Raw genomic sequence first — 22,339 nt, forward strand, 5'->3', positions numbered from 1 at the left:
CCACCCCGGCACTCCGTGCCGACCCTCCCCCTCAAGGGGAGGGTGGACGTCCGACCGACGCAAGGAGCCTTTCCCATGCCCGATAAGAAAACCCTCAACGACTGGGCCACCCTCGCCGAACGCGAAGTGAAATCCTCGCTCGAGGCGCTCACCTGGCAGACGCCCGAGGGCATCGCCGTCAAGCCGCTCTACACCGAGGCCGATCTCGAAGGCGCCGATCATCTCGGCTCGCTGCCGGGCTTTGCGCCGTTTACCCGCGGCCCGCGCGCCACCATGTATGCAGGTCGCCCCTGGACGATCCGCCAATATGCCGGCTTCTCCACCGCCGAGGCCTCGAATGCCTTCTACCGCAAGGCGCTCGCGAGCGGCCAGCAGGGCGTCTCCGTCGCCTTCGATCTCGCCACCCATCGCGGCTATGATTCGGACCATCCGCGCGTCGTCGGCGATGTCGGCAAGGCGGGCGTGGCGATCGATTCGGTCGAGGACATGAAGATCCTGTTCGACGGCATTCCGCTCGAAAAGATCTCCGTCTCGATGACCATGAACGGCGCCGTCATCCCGATCCTCGCCTCCTTCATCGTCGCCGGCGAGGAGCAGGGCGTGCCGCGCGATCAGCTTTCGGGCACCATCCAGAACGACATCCTCAAGGAGTTCATGGTCCGCAACACCTATATCTATCCGCCGGAGCCTTCCATGCGGATCGTCGCCGACATCATCGATTATACGGCGCGTGAAATGCCGAAGTTCAACTCCATCTCGATCTCCGGCTATCACATGCAGGAAGCCGGCGCGACACTGGTGCAGGAGCTTGCCTTCACGCTCGCCGACGGCCGCGAATATGTCCGCGCCGCCCTCGCCAAAGGCCTGAATGTCGATGATTTCGCCGGCCGCCTCTCCTTCTTCTTCGCCATCGGCATGAACTTCTTCATGGAGGCAGCCAAGCTCCGCGCCGCCCGCCTGCTCTGGACGCGTATCATGGAGGGCTTCGCGCCGAAGAAGCAATCCTCGCTGATGCTGAGAACCCATTGCCAGACGTCGGGCGTCTCGCTGCAGGAACAGGATCCCTACAACAACATCATCCGCACCGCCTTCGAGGCAATGTCGGCCGTGCTTGGCGGCACGCAGTCGCTGCACACCAATTCTTTCGACGAGGCAATCGCCCTGCCGACGGATTTTTCCTCCCGCATCGCCCGCAACACCCAGCTCATCCTCCAGCACGAAACCGGCGTCACAAAGGTCGTCGATCCGCTCGCCGGCTCCTACTATGTCGAAAGCCTGACGGCGGATCTGGCGGAAAAGGCCTGGGCGCTGATGGAAGAAGTCGAGGCGCTCGGCGGCATGACCAGGGCCGTGGCCGAAGGCCTGCCGAAACGGCTGATCGAGGAGGCGGCGACCCGCCGCCAGGCTGCCGTCGACAAGGGCGAGGAGGTCATCGTCGGCGTCAACAAGTATCGGCTGGAAACCGAGGATAACCATGACATCCTCGACATCGACAATGCCGCCGTGCGCACCGCCCAGATCAAGCGCATCGAGGAAACGAAGCGCCGCCGCGATACGGCTGAGGTCACCGCAGCACTCACGGCCCTGTCGGAGGTCGCCCGCAGCGGCGAAGGCAACATCCTCGAAGCCGCGGTCGAAGCCGTCCGCGCCCGCGCCACCGTCGGCGAAATCTCGGACGCCATGCGCGCTGTCTTCGGCGATCATTCCGCCGTACCCGAGGTCGTCACCGACATCTATGGTGATGCCTACAAGGACGAGCCGGAACTGGTGACGCTCTCAGCTCGGCTTTCGACGGTCGCCAAGTCGATCGGCCGCAAGCCGAAGATCATGGTCGCCAAGCTCGGCCAGGACGGTCATGACCGCGGTGCCAAGATCATCGCATCAGCCTTCGGCGATATCGGCTTCGATGTGCTCGCCGGTCCGCTGTTCCAGACGCCGGAGGAGGCCGCGGACATGGCGCTTGCGGCAAACGTCCACGTCGTCGGGGTTTCGTCGCTTGCCGCCGGCCACAAGACGCTTTTGCCGCAACTGATCGAGACGCTGAAAGCCAAGGGCGGCGGCGACATCATCGTCATCTGCGGCGGCGTCGTGCCACGCCAGGATTACCAGTTCCTGATGGACCACGGCGTCGCCGCCGTCTTCGGGCCGGGAACCAATGTCATGGAGGCAGGCCGCGCCGTGCTCGATCTCCTGGAAGGCAGGCTGCGCAACGCCTGAGGCGACCGGATACCCCAAATAATCATCGCCGAAAAGTTGTGCTTCCGATTTACGGGAAATGTCGCATTCTGTTCACGTGCTCAGGTGATTCGCCGCATGTGCCTGCGTTCAGGCCGGATTGGGAGCTGGACGGCAACGCTAAATGATTTAGCTTGGGGGCAAGCGCAATGCGGAAGCGCGACGAGGTCGAAAACTGGGCAGTTGACAGGGCGCAACAAATTCTGATGCGCGAGGGCATGGACCTCGCTCTCTCGGCGCGCGACTTTGACAGCAATACGATCCGGGCCAAGGGCAAGCTCCTGGCTATGGCGATCGCCGCTTCGCTGCTCGAGGCATCCGCTGTGGCGGCGGAATGACCTGAACGACCGTTCGGCTCTAGTTTGACACGGTAATCCTGGTTCGACCGCCGGGCCGCAACCCCTTAAATTTGAGAATTGTCACCACGTCTCACGGCAGTACACTGCCGGTTCGAACCGGGTGTGTTTTCGAACGCCGGGTGTGTTTCGTACGATGGGGTGAAGCAATGTCGTTTCTGTCGGACATGGCCTTGAACCAGAGTGAAATCGAAGTGGTCTGCGGCGCGCTCGAAGAATGGTGCAAGGAAACACGCACGCGGCTCGACAGCGCCGATGGCCGCGACGCCGCCACCGTGATGCTCGGCCTCTACAAGACCGGCCACGCCACCAAGGGCTCCATTCTCGAAGCGATGCGCCGGATCGCCGGCGAGTGCGTCTGACGGCTCTGCAATGCTCCTTCGCTTTGCCCCTCACCCTAGCCCTCTCCCCGCAAGCGGGGCGAGGGGACAACGGAGGTCGCCGCTTGTCCCTTCTCCCCGTTGACGGGGAGAAGGTGGCCGGCAGGCCGGATGAGGGGCCACACGCGCCGTTTACTGTGTCGCCATATGACGCGCGGCGCTGCAAGAGCCGTCAGACATGCACCAGTTCGCAGCGCAGTCAGCAGCGCCGTGTTCCTGGCGACTTGCCACCGCAAATTTCCCCGCCTTATCCAACCGCTGTAGACTCTTCCCTCGCAGGACAGCGGCGCTGTCTGTTTTTTGAAGAGTCCGGTTGAATTCTATGACTGGCAGCTTTCGCTGGCGGCGGACGTCAGTTGACGGTGACGGGTTTGGAGCGCATGCGCGACACCGTCTCGCGCTCCGCCCGCTTGCAGCGCATCGGCGGCAGATTGCGGTCCATCAGGTCCATGTCCTCCAGCACCATATCGCCCATTTTCTTGAAGGCGCTGTCGAGCGCGCCGGCCCGGTGGGCGGAACGCAGGAAACCCTTGAGGTTTCGAACGGGATGGTCGAGCGGCAGCGGCTCCTGCGGAAAGACGTCGCTTGCCGCAACGATATGGCTGCTTGCGACCGCCACCATCAGCGCATCGAAATCCACCACATCGGCACGGCTGAGCAGGATGAAGGCGGCGCCCGGCCGCATGCTGGCAAAGGCATCGGCACCGAGGAAATGCCGGTTCTCGCTGGTGACGGCCGCAACGACGAAAATGAAGTCGCTTTCGGTCAGCACCTCCTGGAGGCTCGACGGCTTGACGCCATGATCGATCAGGATCGAGGCCGGCATCCACGGATCGTAAACACGGTTCTTCGTGCGGAAGCCGGAAAGGACCCGGTTCAGCACCTTGCCGAGATCGCCGAAGCCGATGATGCCGACGTCGGCGCCGGAGAGAAGCCGCGCTCGGGTATTGCCCTCGCCGCCCCAGAGTTCCCGGCCCTCGCGGAAATCGACATCCGCATCGACAATGCCGCGGGCGATGTTCAGCGCCATGGCAAGCCCGAGTTCCGCAACCGGCTCGGCAAAGACCTGGCCGGTCGTGACCACATGAATGCCGCGGGCGAACAGCACCTCGTAGGGCATGTTGTTGATCAGGTTGCTTTCGACATTGAGGATGCAGTGCAGCCCAGGCATGCGGGCAAGGGTTTCGGCACTGAGCGGCGGCTGGCCAATAATATAACGGGCTTCGCCGAGAATCGCGTCACCCAACCCGGCGATATCCGCCGGATCGGCCTCGACGATCCGGTATTTCGCCTCGAGCTGTTCCCGTGCTTGCGGCGTGAAGATCAAGTTGAGCGTGCGCGGCTCCGGCGCGCAAATGACCAGCGGCCGCTGTGGTTCAGGCATGATGTCGTCTCCCAGGCCGGCAGCGGAAAAACCGGCACGCCTCGATGCGGCAAGTTGTATTGATGCCCCGACGATTTGCAAGCGGCCGCGTTGTCAGTAATTGAAGCCGCGCAACTGCCGTATGATCGAGGGCGGCAGCCGACCGGACTGGAAGACCGGTCCGTTGCCGCGGCGGCAGAAATTGGTGGTCGCATAGCCTGAATTGAGACCAGGATCGCGCCGCACCAGAACCTGCTTGCATATCACGGCGTTTTCCCGCTCCACGGCATCCGGCGACTTGACGCCCGGAAGATCGGTATAGGCCTGCACAGGCTGCCACAAAGGATCGGCCGAGGCCATCGACCCAAACGACCACGATGACAGGAAGAAGGTCAGGCTGACGGTCCGGAGCACCTTCATAAGCTTCTCACATTTTGATCCGGCAGCCGGAAATCCGAAGTGTTTCCGCGTAAGGAGACGTTTCGTTAGCAGCGAAGTTGCGCTATAGCCCAACGACTTGAACGAAGCGCGACACCCTGTCCGGCTGATGTGGGGATTTCCATGGCAAATACAATACGGTTTCACGAAGGCGACATCTCCGCGGAAGACGCCGCCCGCTACAAAGGCGCGATCGCCATCGACACCGAAACGCTCGGCCTCATTCCGCGCCGGGACCGGCTCTGCCTCGTCCAGCTCTCGCCGGGCGATGGCACCGCCGACGTGATCCAGATCGCCAAGGGTCAGAAAGAGGCGCCCAACCTCGTCGCCATGCTGGAAGACCCAGCCCGCCAGAAGATCTTCCATTTCGGCCGCTTCGACATCGCCGTGCTGTTCCACACCTTCGGGGTGACGACGACGCCGGTGTTCTGCACCAAGATCGCCTCGCGTCTGACGCGGACCTATACGGACCGTCACGGCCTGAAGGACAACCTGAAGGAACTGCTCGACGTCGATATTTCCAAGCAGCAGCAGTCTTCCGACTGGGCGGCCGAGACGCTGACGCCGGCGCAACTGGAATATGCCGCCTCCGACGTGCTGCACCTGCATGCGCTGCGCGACAAGCTGACGGCACGGCTGATCCGCGACGGCCGGATCGATCATGCCGACGCCTGTTTCGCCTTCCTGCCGACGCGCGCCAAGCTCGACCTGCTCGGCTGGGAAGAAACCGACATTTTCGCGCATAGCTGATGTCGCCAATCGAAGGCCACGCCACCGGGCCGGTTCTCGAACCCCTGCGGCTTGCAATCCGGCGGCAGCTTCAACGCTTGTCGCCGGGCCATGCCGAGTTCATTCTCTTCGGCTTGAAACAGGCATGGTCATGCCTTTTCGGCGCGCTCGTCCTGTTTTTGATCATCGCTACCAAGCTCGTCTGGGGCTCTGAGTGGGTCTTGAACCGCTATGATGCGCTCTTTCTCATGGCGCTGGCGATACAGATCCTCTTTCTCCGGCTGAGGATGGAGAGCTGGGACGAGGCGAAGGTCATCTTGATCTACCATGTCACCGGCACCTGCATGGAGATCTTCAAGGTGAAGATGGGATCGTGGACCTACCCGGGGGACGCGATCTTCCAGATATCCGGTGTGCCGCTTTTCTCGGGCTTCATGTATGCTTCCGTCGGCAGCTACATGGCGCGCGCCATTCGCATTTTCGACATGCGCTTCACGCACTACCCGCCGTTCGCGCTCACGGCCCTTCTGGCGGCGGCGATCTACATCAATTTCTACAGCCATCATTATATCGCCGACCTGCGCATCGGGCTTTTTGTCGCCATCCTTCTCCTTTTCGGCCGGGTACGCGTCTATTTTACCATAGAGCGCAAGGCCCGCTGGATGCCGCTGGTGCTGGCCGCATTTCTCACCAGCATCTTTCTCTGGATTGCCGAGAACATCGGAACGGCAACGGGTATCTGGCTTTATCCAGGGCAAAGCGAATGGCACATGGTATCGCTGCAAAAGATGGGGTCGTGGTATCTGCTGCTTTATGTCAGCTTCGTGCTGGTCACGATCGTGTGCAAACCGAAGCTGCCGGATGGCTGGAAAATCACCGCAAAACGGCCGATGAGGACGGCGTCCCCCGCGTTGCTGGCGAAGGAGGACTCTCTGGCGCCGCGCGTCCTCTAAGCCGCGCTAAGGTCACTATGACGCTTTGATCTGCTGCAGAATTTGCAGTCGCCTGATCAGGCCTTGCGGATGATGCCGAGCCGCGCCATCACTTCCTTCGGGATGCCGTAGCGCAGGACCGCATCCCGGTTCGAGCGCAAGCCGCAGATCTCCCGCTGGATGAAGAAGGCCCAGACGGCATCGGCGGCATCGTTCAACAATTGCTCGCGCCGCTCCGGCTTCGTTGCCGCATCGGCAAGCACGCTTAGCGCCGCGATCGCCTTTTCCACCTTCAAACCGTGCCGCCCGAGCGCATCCGCCCGTTCGGACATCAGCTCGTATTCCAGGAGATTGAGGCCGGAATCTCTCGTGAAGGACGGCGACAGGGACTGGGGCGGGCGGACCGTCATCTCAAGGCTCCCATATGAACCAGGGCAAAGATGGGACGAGAACGCCGACGGTGCAAGCGTCTATTTGGCGCGCTCGCGAATTTCCGCAAAGCTCCGGTCGCGCAGAAGCTCGCCATCCTTCCACACCGGCTCCAGATGGTTGCGGCGGTCCTTGAGCTCATCGAGGCGTACCGCTTCCAGCCCGCCGAGACCGCTGACGACGGCCTGGCGGCCGGCCTTGGAGGCTTTGACATTCATGGTCGCCGGGCGCTTGAAGACATCATGCCATTTGCCGGTATCGTCCCGCCGCGCATTGGTCTTCATGGCGAAGGAATAGGTGTCGCGATTGACCTTCTGCAGCAGACCGCCGCCCATGCCGAAGGCGATGTTTTCAGCCGAGAAACCAAAGGCTTCCAGCCGTCGGAGGATCTGACCGATATCGGCGTTGGAGACACCGTCGCCCTGGATCACGCGCACGGACTTGTCGAGCACCTTGTAGCCCTTGGCATTCAGCGTCGATCCGAAATGATAATCCAGCTGCTTGACGGCATGGACCGGCGTTTCAATGGGATCGCCGCTGTCGGGCCGGATGACCAGCGTGCCGCCGCTGGCCTTGACCTTCTCGCGCAGCTGCCTGCCCCAGATTTCAGAGACCGCATGATTGATATCATAGCTGTCGGAGACAACCGCGAACATGCCGCCACCGGCGAAGCGGTCGATCATGTTGGCATAGGCGTCCGCTTCGCGCTCAACGCCCCAGGCGGTCATCGTCGAATGTTCGGAGGCCGGGATGGAGAAACCGGCCATCTCGGCGCCGTAATACCGCCGGGCATAGAGCACGCCGGTCACGGTATCGGTCCCCATGAAGTTGACGAGATGGGCGGCGCCGCCGATGCCCGCCTGCTCAAAGGCGCCGACGCCGCGGGCGCCAAAATCGTGCAGGCGAAAGGGCAGAACAGCTTGCGGATCGTCACAGGTCTTTTCGAGCATCGGGCGGATGATCTGCTTGACCTTGCGGGCATTGCTGGCGACGGAGGACGGGTACCAGACGGCGCGCAACAGCGCGGTCTCGATATAGGAGGGCAGCCAGAAGGATTGCGGATCGGTATTGACCACCTGCACCATCGGTACGCCGCGGCGAATGACCGTACCTTCCGGCAGGGCCTGGATCTCCAGCGGCAGATAACCGCCGAACTGTTCGACGATGCGCCTCCAGCCGGCGCGATGGAACGGCAGGCCGTGTGCCGTCACGATCGCCTCGGCTTCGTCGATGTCGGCCCCGGTCACCGGCTTGCCGAGATATTCCTTCAAGAACATCTGCAGGCCGAAGAACAGGACATCGGCCTGATCCTGATGGCCGCGCGTTTCGATGTAGGCGCAGATTGCGCTTGTGCCGGGTGGATATTGCAGGAAGTGGCTGAACTTGTAGCTATCGGTGTTGAGGATCAGATTGGCCGGATTCATCGCATTCCCCCCTCAAGCAATTCCAAGTCCGCCGCGCGATCACGGCGGGCGGCGGCAAAGATGTACGCGACCGGGCAAACGGCAGCAAGGGCAAAGGCGGCCGCGTGCTCCGGCTGAATTCTCCTCGCCCCGACTAGGATGGTTAATATTCTGTCAATCATTCTGCCCTACCATCAATCCTGAAATACTCGGCCATTCGTGGTTCCGCAGCAGCCGCCGCAGTCTAGTATGGCCGTGAACGAGCCGTCGGGCATGCGCATGAAGCGCCCTTTTCCTTCGATATCCGCTTGGTCTCATCCGGCTCGATGGCCGATGGGCGACCAACAGACACGATCCCTTTGGCCACAATCGAACCTGACGGAGATTGCGATGCTGACGCCCATTCTCACAGTCAAGACATCTGCCGCGCCCGCCCAAACGGCAGCCGCGGTGGAGGCCGTGATGCCGAGGGAACAGCGCACGCAGGCAGAGCCAGTGAGGATTTCGGGAAGCCAGTCGGAAGCCGTCCTCAAGGTTCTCGAGACGCTGAACCGCCACCTCGTCGGCAGCGAACCGCTGCCGAAGGAAGCATTGATCCGGTTGCTGGACACGCTGGCAAAAGTCCTGAAATTTCCGCCGCTGCCGCAGGAAACCGTGCGTGACTTTACCAAGCGGCTTGCAGTTTTTCTGGAGACACTGCCGCCAGCCGCGCGGCTGGCGCTGGAAAAGCAACTGGGGCAGCGCAATCTGGCCATATCGATCCGGATTCTCGCGGAAGCGCTGAAGGGGCCCTCGATCATCGACGCGCCGCGTCTGCTGGAAACGTTTTTCACCCCGGCAACGGTCGCGCGGCCGGCGACCGGCCAGCCGGAGGGACGGCCGGCTGCGACAGGGACCGTGCCACCGGGAACCGGGACAGGTCGCCCGACAGCGCTGCCGGCGGCGCAGCCGCAGTCTGCGGCACCGGCGACGGTGATCGATCCCGGCCTGCTGCAGGCGGCCCTGAAGAAGGCCTTTGGTGACGAAGGAGAGACCGCGGCGCCGGCCGTTGTTGCGGAGGAGGGCGAAAGCGAGGACCAAACGGCAAAATCGCAAACACCGCGCGGCAGCGACACAGCTGTTGCAGGCGCGCAGCGCCTAGCCAAGGCGAATTCCGAGACGATCCCCTTGCTGCGGGCCGCCGCAGCCTTTCTCGCCGCAGATTCGGAGGCTCTGTCGCTGGTGGCCGCCATTGCCACGGGCGACATCGATAGCCAGACAAAAGCCGATCTGGAGCAGGAATTCGGATTCGATCTCTCAGAGCAAACGGGGCAGATCGAAACACCGGAACGGCCGATCCAAGCCGAATCCCTTGCTGCGGAAGGCGCGCAGGAGCCCACATCAGGCACGGCAACAGGCGAGAACACCGCGTCCTCCGAGACCGGCTCCGCTTCGCGGCAGGCCGCGTCGGCGGCAGCCGATCTCCTGCCAGCGACCGCCGCCGAACCGGACGTCGGGACGGAAACCATCCAGTCCGCCGACATGCAGCCGCATCGCGGCGAGGTCGAAGGTTTCAAGGGCGACGATCTCGGAGAACGGGACCTGCACACAGAACAGGAGGAGCGCGCCTTTGCGCCGGCGGCCGAGGCGCAATCCGCTGCATTCGAAGCCGAGACATCGCATCCCGAAAAGATGCTTGTTGACACACTGAAGACGCTGGTCGAGGCCAGCCTGCCAATGCCGGAAGGATCAACAGACACGGCGCCGCAAACGCTTTTTGCCGCGCTGGCAGGCGAGACGGTCGATATGGGCGCCGAAGCTCTGTTTGCAGAACTTCAGACGGCGGACGATATCGAGCCGCCGCCGGATACGGCGCTGACCACCGGTGGCTTCGCCGAGCAACCCGAACCTGCAGCCGACACCTGGAGCGCGCTCCTCGATACTCCGGAGGAGAAGGCGCCGAGCCGGCTGACCCATCCTTCTGCTCTGGATGAAGGCGGACGCGAGGCCCAGATACCCCGGCCGCCGGAGACGGGCATTGCACGAGATGCCATCCCCTTCGCGATGATCCCCTATTTGCCGGCAAAAGCGGTGGAGACGCGGAGCGTCAAGGAAGAAGAGGAACAACCGTCCTTTGCCGAGGACGAGCAGCGGGATGAGCGCGGAGAAAGCGATGATCAGGGGCAAGAAAACGAGTATCACGCCGCGGGACACGAGGTTGCTGGAGAAGAGGACGAAACGGCAACCGCCGATGCCTACGATGTCTACAAACGCATGGGCGGGCTCGGCTAACTGAACAGCCGGCGCCGCAGACCAGGACACGAAAAAGCCCGCGGAAATCGCGTCCCGCGGGCTTCTTTATTCGTAAGGCCGAAGGCTTATTCGCCGCCGCGGTTCTTCAGAGCCGCACCGAGGATGTCGCCGAGCGAAGCGCCCGAGTCGGACGAACCGAACTGTGCGACGGCTTCCTTCTCTTCAGCGATTTCAAGCGCCTTGATCGACAGCATGACCTTGCGGTCCTTCTTGGAGAAGTTGGTGACGCGGGCGTCGACAACCTGACCAACGGAGAAACGCTCCGGACGCTGCTCGTCGCGGTCACGCGACAGGTCGGCACGGCGGATGAACGAGGTGAGGTCTTCGTGGTTGACGAGCTTCACTTCGATGCCACCGTCGTTGATGGCAATGACTTCGCACGAGACGACGGCGTTCTTGCGCAGATCGCCGGAAGCAGCGGCGTCGCCGACCGCATCCTTGCCGAGCTGCTTGATGCCGAGCGAGATGCGCTCCTTTTCGACGTCCACATCGAGAACCACAGCCTTGACGACGTCGCCCTTGTTGAACTCTTCGATGACCTGTTCGCCCGGACGGTTCCAGTCGAGGTCGGAGAGATGCACCATGCCGTCGACGTCGCCGTCGAGACCGATGAACAGGCCGAATTCGGTCTTGTTCTTGACTTCGCCTTCAACTTCCGTGCCAGCCGGATGGCTGTGCGCGAAGGCCTGCCACGGGTTCTCAAGTGTCTGCTTGAGGCCGAGCGAGATGCGGCGCTTGGTCGGGTCCACTTCGAGAACGACAACGTCGACTTCCTGAGTCGTAGACAGGATCTTGCCGGGATGTACGTTCTTCTTGGTCCAGGACATTTCGGAGATGTGGATCAGGCCTTCGATGCCCGGCTCCAGCTCCACGAATGCACCGTAGTCGGTGATGTTGGTGACGGTACCGGAGATCTTCTTGCCGACCGGGTACTTGGCACCGATGCCATCCCACGGATCCGACTCGAGCTGCTTCATGCCGAGCGAGATGCGGTGGGTTTCCTGATTGATGCGGATGATCTGAACCTTGACCTGCTGGCCGATGTTCAGGATTTCCGACGGATGGTTGACGCGGCGCCATGCCATGTCGGTAACGTGCAGCAGGCCGTCGATGCCGCCGAGGTCAACGAACGCACCGTAATCGGTGATGTTCTTGACGACGCCGTCAACAACCTGGCCTTCTTCGAGGTTCTGGACGATTTCCGAACGCTGTTCAGCACGCGATTCTTCGAGAACCGTGCGGCGCGACACGACGATGTTGCCACGGCGCTTGTCCATCTTGAGGATTTCGAAGGGCTGCGGGTTGTGCATCAGCGGGGTAACGTCGCGGATCGGACGGATGTCGACCTGAGAGCGCGGAAGGAAGGCAACGGCACCATCCAGATCGACGGTGAAACCACCCTTGACCTGGTTGAAGATGACGCCTTCGACGCGTTCGCCGGCTTCGAACTTGACTTCGAGGCGGACCCAGCTCTCTTCGCGGCGAGCCTTCTCGCGCGACAGAACAGCTTCGCCCAGCGCGTTTTCGATGCGCTCGACATAGACTTCGACTTCATCGCCGACCTTCAGCGTGCCGTCCTTGGCCTTGGCGCCGAATTCCTTCAGAGCGATGCGGCCTTCGACCTTCAGACCGACGTCAACGATCGCGACGTCCTTCTCGATGGCCGTAACAATACCCTTGGTGACGTAGCCTTCGGCAAGATCCTGCGTGGCAAAGGATTCCTGCAGCAGCGCGGCAAAATCGTCGCGGGTGGGGTTAGCTTGAGACATGAATACTCCTGGTGTGCCTTCATGGGGCACAGGCGCCGGGGGTTAGCGTTGACCTGTCCGAAAACCATCCGCTCCCATTCAGATGAGGAGCAAATCCGGCGCGGGGATGGTGTCTCGAACTATTTCTTCAATGCGGCATCGATGATGCTCTTCGCCGCCAAGAATGCGGCCTCTATACTCATTTCAGACGTATCTAGCAAGTGCGCGTCATCGGCCGGGCGAAGCGGGCTGTCGGCGCGGCCCATGTCGCGCTCGTCGCGCTTGACGATGTCGGCGAGGATCTCCAGATAGTCGGCCGGAATACCGTTTGCCACGATCTCGTCGAAGCGGCGGCGCGCCCTGACTTCAGGGGACGCCGTCACATAGAGCTTCACCGGCGCATCCGGGCAGACGACCGTGCCGATGTCGCGCCCGTCGAGCACCGTGCCCGGCTCACGCTTCGAAAAGGCACGCTGCGCCTCGACCAGTGCCTGGCGGACGAGGGGCATCACGGCGATCTTAGAGGCGGCCTCGCCGACCGAATGGACCGACAGCACGGAACGATCGAGCCCGGCAAGCTCGACCTCGCGGGCCATCTCCTCAGCCAGCAACTCGTCGTCGAGCGGCAAGCCCGCATCGATGAGGGCCTTGGCGGTGGCGCGATAGGTCAGGCCGGTATCGAGGTGGTGAAAGCCGTAGGTCTCGGCGATCCGGCGCGACAAGGTTCCCTTGCCGGCAGCCGCAGGTCCGTCGATGGCGATGATGAATGTCATTTCTTCTCCAGCACTATGAAATGGTTCTAAACCAGTCCCGTACTGTAAGTTCAAGCCTGAGCTTTTCATCTTCAGACATTTCGCAGCAATGTGCGATCGGTCCTCGCAAAACATTTAGGCGATTCAGGATAGTGGATACCGCCGACTTTGAACTAAAAATGGGCTCAAACAAGTCCCAGTTCTGAGTAATCAGACTCGACAACTCACCAAATGTTGTAAAATCAATCTCGTTGTCAGATCGAGAATCGAACCCCGCATCCAGTTCCTTTTTTCTGCGAGATGCTACCTCAGTAACAACCCCCAGCGGAACTCGCGCACTGCTCCACCAACTAGCCCCTTCCGCTTCTATTAAAGTTTGAGAAACAAGTTTTCGTATGGATATTTCCAGGCAATAAAATATCTCGTAGTACTCTGACATCAAGGATGCTTCGTATCGTACTTCCTTTTCGAATTGGTCATAGTCTTCTAACTGCCTCTTTCGCCTAGCGGCGCCATTTAATCCTAAATCATAGCCAGTTGATTTTGAAACCGAATTGAGCTCCTCAGCTATTTGCATAGCAGACATTCCAAACGCCTTAACGATCAAGTCTGATCGCTTAGACATCGGATTCACTCAACAGATTTTCTTTTAAACTTTTGAAAATAGCATTGAAAACCGCCACGTCCGTGGTAGCCGGAAGATTAAGATTTATAGTGTAACCTAAATTCAACCCGAGTCCGCTCTTAACAACACTTTCCACTGGCTTATAGCCATCAAATTCTTCAGTGAATTTAGTTGCTTCTACGATGGACTTCTCTTCCTTGAAGTCCGCAAACTGTTTTAACTGTTTAATGCACGAAAAAATACAAGCTACTGCGTTAGAGTCATGAGCCTGACCCGTTTCTTCGACGATGAGGCCGCGCAACTCTTTATCGTCTAGCTCATGCATATATTCATTACGTTTGTAGAGCGGCGCATAGGCAATCTTTATCGCCGTTGCGATCGCCTGTCCTGATGTGGCAGGATTCCTAAACTGATTGTATAAGGGGGTCGGGGTACCGTCGTTGCTAGCGAGACCGATCTTCTTCAGAAAAGAGGTCATCTGATCTCCCGATCCGCCAAGCACTTTAAGGACCGTTTTTACAAAATCTTGCGAGACTTTTGTGGGTGTCGCGGCTTTTGATATTCCGTCTAATGCTTTCTTAATATTCCCAGCCGCTGTCACATAAGGAAGAGCAGACATATTCCAACCTTTGGTTTCGTCCCCTACCACAGCAACCTAACACTGCTTTTAGAAAAATATAGCCGAATTGCTTTGTTCGCCAAATTGTCCTCAAGATAGCCTTCCAAGGGCAACACCGAATTCGTTCTTCAGTTAGGCTTTGACAGATCAGGCCAAGACGATTATGGGGACCGGCTAATTCATTTCACGTTCAACGCCGGTATCCCGGCAAATGCCGGTAACCCCGGCCATTCAAGAGGCTTTGACTGTGGCAAAAGCGGAACTTGGAACAAAACGCATCGATCCGGAAACTGGCCGTAAGTTCTACGACCTGAACAAGGATCCGATCGTTTCTCCCTACACCGGCAAATCCTACCCGTTGTCCTTCTTCGAAGAGACCTCCGTCGCCAAGGTGCTGGAAAAGGCTGCCGAGGAGGACGAGATCCAGGAAGTCGATACCGAGAACACGGAAGTCGAACTCGTCTCGCTTGAGGATGCCGACAGCGAAGCCGGCGCCGGCGACGATCTGCCGGATCTGGGCGATGACGATGTCGAGATCGAAGGTGACGACGACGACACCTTCCTTGAGCAAGACGACGAAGACGAAGACGGCCTTTCCGATCTGATCGGCGTTTCGGACGACGACGACGAGGTCTAAACCTCTCATAATTCACGCAAATGGCGTCCGCGCGGGGTTTCGACCGGCCACGCGGACGCAAGTTCCGGGCTCATCCGATAAAATCTCGCCCGCTTGTGTTTTTCGGCTTGCCATCTGCAAAAAGCAGAAGTATGAAGCCGCCACCCGACCGAACGAACAGTTCGGACGGACTTCCCGGAACCGGCATCGCCGGACCCAAATTGGGGCTATAGCTCAGCTGGGAGAGCGCTTGCATGGCATGCAAGAGGTCAGCGGTTCGATCCCGCTTAGCTCCACCATTTCTTTTCCTTATCCATTGAAGACTCTTGCGTCGCAGATCTCGGCGGAATTAGATATATGCTGCTGCATTAGGCGGGACCGCGCTGTAATAGCTCGCCGCCATCGTAGCCCACTATCTTGCTGCCGTTGCAGCGGCGTGTCGCAAACGTTGTTTCTTTCGACAGATAGTCCCATCTGAAGCGGACTATCTCTGGCGCGCAGGAAAGGACAGGACATGACCGACTTGAAGACACGATCCCGTCCGACAGGGGCAACCGCCGTTCTGGGCCGCACTGGATTTCCCCATATTACGTCAGCAACCGGGGGCGAACTGGGCATCGTCACCGGCCCGTCGCAGCCGGGCTTCAATCCGCTCGACCTGCTTTACGCGTCGCTGTCCGCCTGCCTCACCATGAGTGCCCGCATCGCGGCAAGCCAGATGGGCGTTCTCGACAGGGTAACGGAAATCAGCGCGGAAGTGACCGGTGAAAAGGCGACGGAAGGCCTTTCGCGGGTGCAGACATTCAACATCCTCTTCACGATCAAGGGCGACGTCGACGATGAGACGCGCAACGCCATTGCGCGGGCGGCGGAAGAGGAAATCTGCACTGTCAGCAACACGATCCGCGGCAATCCCGATTTCTCCACGACCGTATCCGTTTAGCTCTTCAAACTCCGCCCATTGGCAACCCGCGCGTGTTTGACTATGAGTGCATCCGAGCAATTCTGGAGTATGTCATGAAAATCACGATGATCGGTGCCGGTTATGTCGGGCTCGTCTCCGGTGTCTGTTTTGCGGATTTCGGCCATGAGGTGGTCTGCATCGACAAGGACGCGAGCAAGATCGAGGCGCTCACCGCCGGCCGCATTCCGATCTTCGAGCCGGGCCTGGAACAGCTGGTTGCCGACAACGTCAAGGATGGGCGTCTGAGCTTCAGCACCGCTCTGGCGACCAGCGTCGCGCAAAGCGACGTGATCTTCATTGCGGTCGGCACGCCCTCGCGGCGCGGCGATGGCCATGCCGACCTTTCCTATGTCTATGATGCCGCCCGCGAGATCGCCGCCCATGTGACCGGCTTCACCGTCATCGTCACCAAGTCGACGGTTCCGGTCGGCACCGGCGACGAGGTCGAGCGGATCATGCGCGAAACCAATCCGGACGCCGACATTGCCGTCGTCTCCAATCCGGAATTTTTGCGCGAGGGTGCGGCGATCGACGACTTCAAGCGGCCGGACCGCATTGTCATCGGCCTCAACGACGAGCGCGCCCGCGGCGTCATGACCGAGGTCTACAGGCCGCTCTATCTCAACCAGGCACCGCTGCTCTTCACCACGCGGCGCACGTCCGAACTGATCAAATATGCCGGCAACGCCTTCCTCGCCATGAAGATCACCTTCATCAACGAGATGGCCGACCTTTGCGAGAAGGTCGGTGCCAATGTCCAGGAGGTCGCCCGCGGCATCGGGCTGGACGGTCGCATCGGCTCGAAATTCCTGCATGCGGGTCCTGGCTATGGCGGCTCCTGCTTCCCGAAGGATACGCTGGCGCTGGTCAAGACGGCGCAGGATCACGACAGCCCGGTGCGGCTGATCGAGACCACCGTCGCCGTCAACGACAACCGCAAGCGGGCGATGGGCCGAAAGGTGATCGCAGCTGCCGGCGGCGACGTACGCGGCAAGAGGATCGCCGTGCTCGGCCTCACCTTCAAGCCCAACACCGACGACATGCGCGACAGCCCGGCGATTGCCATCATCCAGGCGCTGACCGATGGCGGCGCCATCGTCACCGGCTATGATCCGGAAGGCATGGAGAATGCGAGAAACGTCATCGACGGCATCGCCTATGCCGACAGCCCCTACACGGCGGCGGAAGGCGCCGACGCACTCGTTATCGTCACGGAATGGAACGAGTTCCGCGCGCTCAACCTCGGCCGGCTGAAATCGTCGATGAAGAACCCCGTGCTTGTCGATCTCAGAAACATCTACCACCGGGACGAAGTCACCAAGCACGGTTTCAGCTATACGAGCATCGGCCGGCCGGTATAACCGCGGCATCTCGATCGACGGCAGAAAAAGCAAGGAGCCGGTATGCGCTATCTGATCACAGGAACGGCTGGTTTCATCGGGTTCCACCTGGCCAGGCGGCTGCTCGATGACGGCCATTTCGTCACCGGCTTCGACGGCATGACCCCCTATTACGATGTCCGGCTGAAGGAGCGGCGCCACGCCATCCTTTCCCGCTCGAACGGCTTCCGGCCGGTGATCGGCATGCTGGAGGACGCGGGCGCGCTGCAAACGGCCGCAGAGATTGGCGAGCCGGACGTCATCGTCCACCTTGCAGCCCAAGCCGGCGTCCGATACAGCCTGGAAAACCCCAAGGCCTATGTCGATTCCAACCTGATCGGTTCATGGAACATCCTTGAACTGGCCAAAGCCGTGCAGCCCAAGCACCTGCTGCTTGCTTCCACCTCGTCGATCTACGGGGCCAACGAAAAAGTCCCGTTTGCCGAGACCGACCGGGCCGACGAGCCTATGACGCTCTATGCCGCCACCAAGAAATCGGCCGAGCTGATGGCGCATAGCTATGCCCATCTCTACGGCGTGCCGACCACCGCTTTCCGCTTCTTCACGGTCTACGGACCCTGGGGACGCCCGGACATGGCGCTGTTCAAATTCGTCGATTGCATCCTCAACGGCCGGCCGATCGAGATCTACGGCGAAGGCCGCATGAGCCGCGACTTCACCTATATCGACGACCTCGTCGAAGGCATCGTCCGGTTGATGGGCGTCGTGCCAGCGGCGGAAAATCGCATCGGCGACATCGATACGCTGTCGCGGCACGCGCCGTTTCGCGTCGTCAATATCGGCGGCGGGCAGCCGGTTGAACTGATGCGTTTCGTCGAGACGGTCGAGGCCGCTGTCGGCAGACCGGCGATCCGTACGATGCTGCCGATGCAGCAGGGGGATGTTCCGAGAACCTTTGCCGCGCCGGACCTTCTGAAGGCGCTGACGGGCTTCACGCCATCCATATCGGTAGAGGAAGGTGTGAAACGCTTCGTCGACTGGTATCGGGCGGAGATGGTCAGCGCCTGAGAATGGCCAGGCTCGATCCGCCGTTCCGCCGAATCATCAAACGGTCTGGCACGGCCGGAAACGTGCGGATCTGCTAGAGTAAAGCCTCGGAGAATATCGCGCCGCACATATTCTGTTGCTGCGGTGCATCCTTTGCCCGCTTTTCGAAATCGCGTTTGCCGGCGGCTCGCGTCCATTACTGGATAATGACTTGACACAAGCGGTAAGAAACTCCTAATCTACTACAAAATCTAATTAATTTTCCGGGCGGATTTCCCAAGTCCAATCCATTTAAGGGGTTCATCATGTTTAAACGATCTTTGCTAATTTCGACACTGGCGCTTTGCGCTTCCGTTTCTTTTTCGCCCGCTCAGGCGGAGCCACCTCTCGGCGAGGTTATGAGTCTTCGCATGTGCGAAAGCAACTGCGTTGTACAGGCTCAGACCCTCGCGGAGGGGATCAATGCGCTGCCTGCCGGCCTGTACAAGGACAAGCTCCTTTTTGCGCTGATCACGGCAATTGGCACGCTCGCGATCGAAAAACCTGAACTTTCGTTGGATCTTGCTGGTACCGCCGCATCGGCTGCGGAAGGGCTAAGCGACGCACAAGCGGCAGCGATGCCATTCGTAAACAGCGTCGTGGCCAGCCTTCAGGCCGGCAATCCCGGCGACGCAACGGCAAGCGTTGTAAGCGTGCGCGACTTCGGCGACAATTTGGGCAGCTGATCCGACAGACTGATCCGGCTATCGATTTTCAAAAAGCGCCTCGCGAGGCGCTTTTTTTTGCGTTGAGTGCATGCCAACGGGATCGGTTCGACGGTACGGCGCAGTTTCTTGTGGTTCGATTGTGATTGCTTTAACTGACGCTTGATACGATAGGGTTCCGGCAGCCACACGAATTCCCATTGAACCCTTGGTGCATTTCGAGGTTGTTTCTCGCCCGAGCCAGCGACGGTCTTCGACGGCAAATTTCAAGTCTGAGCGGCAAGAATGGATTTTTTGGTAGTGTCCGGAATAGAACATTCGATAGAAAATATAAGCTGGACAAGCCCCCCCCGAGACGAGAAGCCATGATAAAGCAGAGAAAATGGATCGCGATGGTATGTTGCTTGCTGATTTCAGCAGCGAGCGGCTACGGCCTGTGGCGCGAACTGGCGCCGTTTCTCGCCGAACCCGTCGAGAAAGCGCTGACAGCGGAGGAATTTTCCGGCGAAGATTTTGACTTCGGACTTTCGTCCTATTCGAAGACGCTTGTCATGAAGGATTGCTACAGCATCGTGCTTGCCTACAGTAATATCGACATGATCGACGAAGCCGTCCGCAATGTCGTGTCGACATGCGGGGGTCGCGCATTGCAGATCGTTTCCGTGACGCCAACGGACTCCTTTGCCTGGCTGGTGCGGGCCGCCGCATCGGTTCGCCTGCTTGCCAGCGACGAGTTCAATGCCGCGTTGAGGCAATCGCAATTAACCGGTCCCAACGAGCAGTGGATCGCCCGTTTTCGCGTCGAACTGGCAGAAACCTATTTTCCGCGGCTCAGCGCCGAGACCGTCAAAACGGAAGCCGCCGACCTGAAACTGCTCGCGAGCAGCGAAAGGGGTGTCAAACTCATTGCGAAACGCTATGTCTCCAACCCGGATTTCCGGGCGCGGATCACTGCCATCGTCGAAACGATGCCGCCGGACCGGCAGATCGCGTTTCTGGGAAACGTCAAGAAATCGATGGGCAAGCGATGATCCGGGTTCCAGTTTTGCGACATCCATGCCAAGACCTGTTTGGAACACCGGCACGAGATCAGCGCGCATCCGCGCCGGAACAAGAATGGCAGGCCTTTAGACCATGAAGAAGACGGCGCGCTACCACTCGGACCGCTTCCGGCTGAACAACCAGTTGATGTGGCCCATTCTTCTGGTTCTGTTCCTGTCGCCCTTCGCGTTCGGAAGTACCAAGCCCTCCTTCTGGCTGCTATGGTCCATGCTGATCTTTCTGTGCGGCGCCGTTCTTTTTGGCCGCATGGCGCTGTCCAACGCCCGGTTCAGGATCGCGCCGCGCAATCTGTCGGTGCTGTTCGGACTTTTTTCCCTTTTCGGCGCCTATATGATCGTCCAGGCGCTCCCGCTCGGTGCTTTGTCTCCGGCGGTTACCAGCATTGCCGATCCGAGCATCATCATCACCGTCGATACGATCAGCCTGACGCCGCACGATACGATCCTTGCGCTCGCGCGCTGGGCAACCTACGGCCTGCTGTTCTTCCTGGTGCTGCAAATCACCAGCAACCCGCAGCGCGCCCACGCCTTCATCAATCTCATCTATTGGGTCATCGTCATCCACGCCGTCGTCGGGCTGCTGTTCCTCGTGCAGTTCGGCGATACGATCCTTGGCATTCCGAAGTGGAAATATTTCGGCTCGGCACTGGGCGGCTTCATCAATCGCAATTCGTTTGCCACCTTCCTTGCCTTCGGCGGCGTGCTTGGCATCAACCTGATGATCGAGCGGATGACCGAGAAGCCCTCGGGAAAAGGCGACAATTCGATTTTTGGGACCTATCTCGGCAAGGGCGGCGTCGTCACCATCGGTCTCGGTTGGCTGGTCGTGGTCATCGCGCTTGTCGCGACAAACTCCCGCATGGGCCTCTTTGCCGCCTGTTGCGGCATGATTGCCTCGGTCGTTCTGGCGCTTGCCAAGAAGACAGCCGCTATCAACAAGGCCGGCATCTGGGTCCTGTTGCTCGTCATCCCCCTCATGGTTGGTCTCGGCATGTTTGGCTACGGCGCGATCTTTTTGGAGCGCCTCGGCCAAATCGAAGATTCTTCCGAGGTTCGAATGCAACTGTACCAACAGGTCCTGCAGATGATCGAAACCCGTCCCCTGCTCGGGTTCGGCGGCAATAGTTTCGAATATGCCTTTCCGCTGTTTCATCAGCCGCCGGTCAGCGTCGATCTCGTCTGGCACTTGGCGCACTCCACCTATCTGGCGCTCTGGGCCGAATACGGCCTGGTCTTTGGCAGCCTGCCGCTGCTGATCGTGGGGATCATTGTGTTTCAGTTGGGGGCGGCCTATGTGAAGGCGCCGGGTCAGGAGATGCTGATACGCTGCGGTCTTTGCGTCATCCTGGTCGGCGCCGTGCATTCGCTGGTCGATTTCAGCCTCGAGATCGAGGCCGTGACACTCGCGTTCGTCGCCATTGTCGCCACGGCATGGGCGCGGCAGTTCGAGCTCACAAGCGCCGGAGAGAGGGTCGGGTCATGATCCGCGGCATCGTCGACTTTCTGCGCGGTAGCATAGACACAACAGCACCCTCGCAACGCCAAAAGCTCTTTTTCGAAGGTGGCCCGGATCACATCTATGCCGTCGGCGACGTGCACGGATGCGACGACCTCCTCGGCCGGCTGGAGGATTTGATCTTCGAGGACTGCCGCAAGCGTGACGGTTCAAAATGGCTGATCATGCTCGGCGACTACGTGGACCGCGGACCAAAATCGGCCTCCGTGCTTGATCGGCTCATAGCCAAGCCACGTGCGGACATCAAGCGCTTCTGCCTCGCCGGCAATCATGAGGACGTGATGCTCGATTTCCTGCGCAACCCGTCTTCCGACCATCAATGGCTGGACTTCGGCGGATTGGAGACACTCTATTCCTACGGCCTGCACAAGCTGCCGGCCAATCGCCAGGCACTGAAGAACCTGCTGCAATCGCGCATTCCGGACGAACACGTCGCCTTTCTCGAATCCCTGCCATCGATGCTGAGCATTCCAGGATTCTGTTTTGTCCATGCCGGTCTTCGCGATGGGGTGCTGCTCGCCGATCAGGTCGATGCGGACCTGTTGTGGCTACGACCTGGAGCGGTTGGAAAAGCCGCAGCTGCAAATGGCATCATCGCGATCCACGGCCACACGCCGGTCGCTAAAGTCGAAGTGGGTCCGGCACGGGTCAATGTCGATACCGGCGCCTATATGAGCGGAACATTGTCCGCAGTGCGACTTTCTCGCCGCAGTGCGCCAGAGATCATTCAGTGCAGTTAATGATGATTGAACTTGGCAATTGTCGGCCGTCCGTAATCTGCTAGAAATAC

Annotated in this window: 22 protein-coding genes and 1 tRNA gene; 15 read left to right on the forward strand and 8 right to left on the reverse strand. The window is 60.0% G+C overall.

Features of this window, described 5'->3' with window-relative positions:
• The first annotated feature begins 75 nt into the window (after nucleotides 1-75).
• From scpA to ACSQ2W_RS06560, 3 genes are all read left to right on the forward strand, one after another.
• Nucleotides 76-2,217 carry a methylmalonyl-CoA mutase gene (gene scpA / locus ACSQ2W_RS06550; RefSeq protein ID WP_436085530.1) on the forward strand — a complete coding sequence of 714 codons (2,142 nt, stop codon included), beginning with the start codon at nucleotides 76-78 and terminating at the stop codon, nucleotides 2,215-2,217.
• A gap of 167 nt (nucleotides 2,218-2,384) precedes the next feature.
• Nucleotides 2,385-2,573, forward strand: coding sequence for a hypothetical protein (locus tag ACSQ2W_RS06555; RefSeq protein ID WP_436085531.1), 189 nt, complete (start codon nucleotides 2,385-2,387; stop codon nucleotides 2,571-2,573).
• Nucleotides 2,574-2,740: 167 nt separating this feature from the next.
• The gene (locus ACSQ2W_RS06560) at nucleotides 2,741-2,953 is read left to right on the forward strand and encodes a hypothetical protein (protein ID WP_436085532.1); all 213 of its coding nucleotides are present in this window, start codon (nucleotides 2,741-2,743) and stop codon (nucleotides 2,951-2,953) included.
• A gap of 370 nt (nucleotides 2,954-3,323) precedes the next feature.
• On the opposite strand, the gene ACSQ2W_RS06565 is transcribed toward ACSQ2W_RS06560, so the two are convergent.
• Both ACSQ2W_RS06565 and ACSQ2W_RS06570 read right to left on the reverse strand, forming a co-directional pair.
• Nucleotides 3,324-4,355 (reverse strand): hydroxyacid dehydrogenase, encoded by a 1,032-nt coding sequence (locus ACSQ2W_RS06565; RefSeq protein ID WP_436085533.1) that lies wholly within the window; start codon nucleotides 4,353-4,355, stop codon nucleotides 3,324-3,326.
• A 93-nt stretch (nucleotides 4,356-4,448) separates the two neighbouring features.
• A complete protein-coding gene (locus ACSQ2W_RS06570; RefSeq protein WP_436085534.1) occupies nucleotides 4,449-4,754 on the reverse strand; it encodes a hypothetical protein in 306 nt (101 codons plus the stop codon).
• Nucleotides 4,755-4,895: 141 nt separating this feature from the next.
• Between ACSQ2W_RS06570 and ACSQ2W_RS06575 the strand changes: the two genes are divergently transcribed.
• A complete protein-coding gene (locus ACSQ2W_RS06575) occupies nucleotides 4,896-5,522 on the forward strand; it encodes a ribonuclease D (protein ID WP_436079392.1) in 627 nt (208 codons plus the stop codon).
• Nucleotides 5,522-6,454, forward strand: a complete 933-nt coding sequence (locus ACSQ2W_RS06580) for a DUF817 domain-containing protein (RefSeq protein ID WP_436085535.1) — start codon at nucleotides 5,522-5,524, stop codon at nucleotides 6,452-6,454. The genes ACSQ2W_RS06575 and ACSQ2W_RS06580 overlap by 1 nt, the downstream gene beginning before the upstream one ends.
• A 56-nt stretch (nucleotides 6,455-6,510) precedes the next feature.
• On the opposite strand, the gene ACSQ2W_RS06585 is transcribed toward ACSQ2W_RS06580, so the two are convergent.
• Nucleotides 6,511-6,843 (reverse strand): DUF6665 family protein, encoded by a 333-nt coding sequence (locus tag ACSQ2W_RS06585; RefSeq protein WP_436085536.1) that lies wholly within the window; start codon nucleotides 6,841-6,843, stop codon nucleotides 6,511-6,513.
• Between the two features lie 60 nt (nucleotides 6,844-6,903).
• On the reverse strand, nucleotides 6,904-8,286 hold the full coding sequence (locus tag ACSQ2W_RS06590) for a nicotinate phosphoribosyltransferase (protein WP_436085537.1): 1,383 nt from the start codon (nucleotides 8,284-8,286) through the stop codon (nucleotides 6,904-6,906).
• 369 nt (nucleotides 8,287-8,655) lie between these two features.
• Between ACSQ2W_RS06590 and ACSQ2W_RS06595 the strand changes: the two genes are divergently transcribed.
• Nucleotides 8,656-10,536 carry a hypothetical protein gene (locus tag ACSQ2W_RS06595; protein ID WP_436085538.1) on the forward strand — a complete coding sequence of 627 codons (1,881 nt, stop codon included), beginning with the start codon at nucleotides 8,656-8,658 and terminating at the stop codon, nucleotides 10,534-10,536.
• An 86-nt stretch (nucleotides 10,537-10,622) separates the two neighbouring features.
• On the opposite strand, the gene rpsA is transcribed toward ACSQ2W_RS06595, so the two are convergent.
• The 4 genes from rpsA to ACSQ2W_RS06615 form a co-directional block, all read right to left on the reverse strand.
• Nucleotides 10,623-12,326: a 30S ribosomal protein S1 gene (gene rpsA / locus ACSQ2W_RS06600; protein WP_436085539.1), complete on the reverse strand. Its 1,704-nt coding sequence runs from the start codon at nucleotides 12,324-12,326 to the stop codon at nucleotides 10,623-10,625.
• Nucleotides 12,327-12,445: 119 nt separating this feature from the next.
• Entirely contained in the window at nucleotides 12,446-13,078 is a 633-nt protein-coding gene (gene cmk, locus ACSQ2W_RS06605) for a (d)CMP kinase (protein WP_436085540.1), read from the reverse strand.
• Nucleotides 13,079-13,091: 13 nt separating this feature from the next.
• On the reverse strand, nucleotides 13,092-13,643 hold the full coding sequence (locus tag ACSQ2W_RS06610; RefSeq protein ID WP_436085541.1) for a Swt1 family HEPN domain-containing protein: 552 nt from the start codon (nucleotides 13,641-13,643) through the stop codon (nucleotides 13,092-13,094).
• Between the two features lie 31 nt (nucleotides 13,644-13,674).
• Entirely contained in the window at nucleotides 13,675-14,301 is a 627-nt protein-coding gene (locus tag ACSQ2W_RS06615; protein WP_436085542.1) for a DUF5343 domain-containing protein, read from the reverse strand.
• A 247-nt stretch (nucleotides 14,302-14,548) separates the two neighbouring features.
• On the opposite strand from ACSQ2W_RS06615, the gene ACSQ2W_RS06620 reads away from it, so the two are divergent.
• The 9 genes from ACSQ2W_RS06620 to ACSQ2W_RS06660 all read left to right on the forward strand — a co-directional run bounded on the left by ACSQ2W_RS06620 (nucleotide 14,549) and on the right by ACSQ2W_RS06660 (nucleotide 22,289).
• On the forward strand, nucleotides 14,549-14,938 hold the full coding sequence (locus tag ACSQ2W_RS06620) for a TIGR02300 family protein (protein WP_436085543.1): 390 nt from the start codon (nucleotides 14,549-14,551) through the stop codon (nucleotides 14,936-14,938).
• Nucleotides 14,939-15,140: 202 nt separating this feature from the next.
• Nucleotides 15,141-15,216 (forward strand) — tRNA-Ala (locus tag ACSQ2W_RS06625).
• Between the two features lie 215 nt (nucleotides 15,217-15,431).
• Nucleotides 15,432-15,860: an OsmC family protein gene (locus ACSQ2W_RS06630; protein ID WP_436085544.1), complete on the forward strand. Its 429-nt coding sequence runs from the start codon at nucleotides 15,432-15,434 to the stop codon at nucleotides 15,858-15,860.
• A gap of 74 nt (nucleotides 15,861-15,934) precedes the next feature.
• Nucleotides 15,935-17,242 (forward strand): UDP-glucose dehydrogenase family protein, encoded by a 1,308-nt coding sequence (locus ACSQ2W_RS06635; protein WP_436085545.1) that lies wholly within the window; start codon nucleotides 15,935-15,937, stop codon nucleotides 17,240-17,242.
• Between the two features lie 42 nt (nucleotides 17,243-17,284).
• Nucleotides 17,285-18,289 carry an NAD-dependent epimerase gene (locus ACSQ2W_RS06640; RefSeq protein WP_436085546.1) on the forward strand — a complete coding sequence of 335 codons (1,005 nt, stop codon included), beginning with the start codon at nucleotides 17,285-17,287 and terminating at the stop codon, nucleotides 18,287-18,289.
• A 284-nt stretch (nucleotides 18,290-18,573) separates the two neighbouring features.
• Nucleotides 18,574-18,993: a hypothetical protein gene (locus ACSQ2W_RS06645; protein WP_436085547.1), complete on the forward strand. Its 420-nt coding sequence runs from the start codon at nucleotides 18,574-18,576 to the stop codon at nucleotides 18,991-18,993.
• Between the two features lie 383 nt (nucleotides 18,994-19,376).
• Nucleotides 19,377-20,003 carry a hypothetical protein gene (locus ACSQ2W_RS06650; protein ID WP_436085548.1) on the forward strand — a complete coding sequence of 209 codons (627 nt, stop codon included), beginning with the start codon at nucleotides 19,377-19,379 and terminating at the stop codon, nucleotides 20,001-20,003.
• A gap of 103 nt (nucleotides 20,004-20,106) precedes the next feature.
• The gene (locus tag ACSQ2W_RS06655) at nucleotides 20,107-21,516 is read left to right on the forward strand and encodes an O-antigen ligase family protein (RefSeq protein ID WP_436085549.1); all 1,410 of its coding nucleotides are present in this window, start codon (nucleotides 20,107-20,109) and stop codon (nucleotides 21,514-21,516) included.
• A complete protein-coding gene (locus ACSQ2W_RS06660; RefSeq protein WP_436085550.1) occupies nucleotides 21,513-22,289 on the forward strand; it encodes a metallophosphoesterase in 777 nt (258 codons plus the stop codon). Before ACSQ2W_RS06655 ends, ACSQ2W_RS06660 begins: the two co-directional genes overlap by 4 nt.
• Nucleotides 22,290-22,339: the final 50 nt, after the last annotated feature.

Source organism: Pararhizobium sp. LjRoot255 (assembly GCF_964252905.1).
In the GTDB taxonomy this organism is placed as follows: domain Bacteria; phylum Pseudomonadota; class Alphaproteobacteria; order Rhizobiales; family Rhizobiaceae; genus Pararhizobium.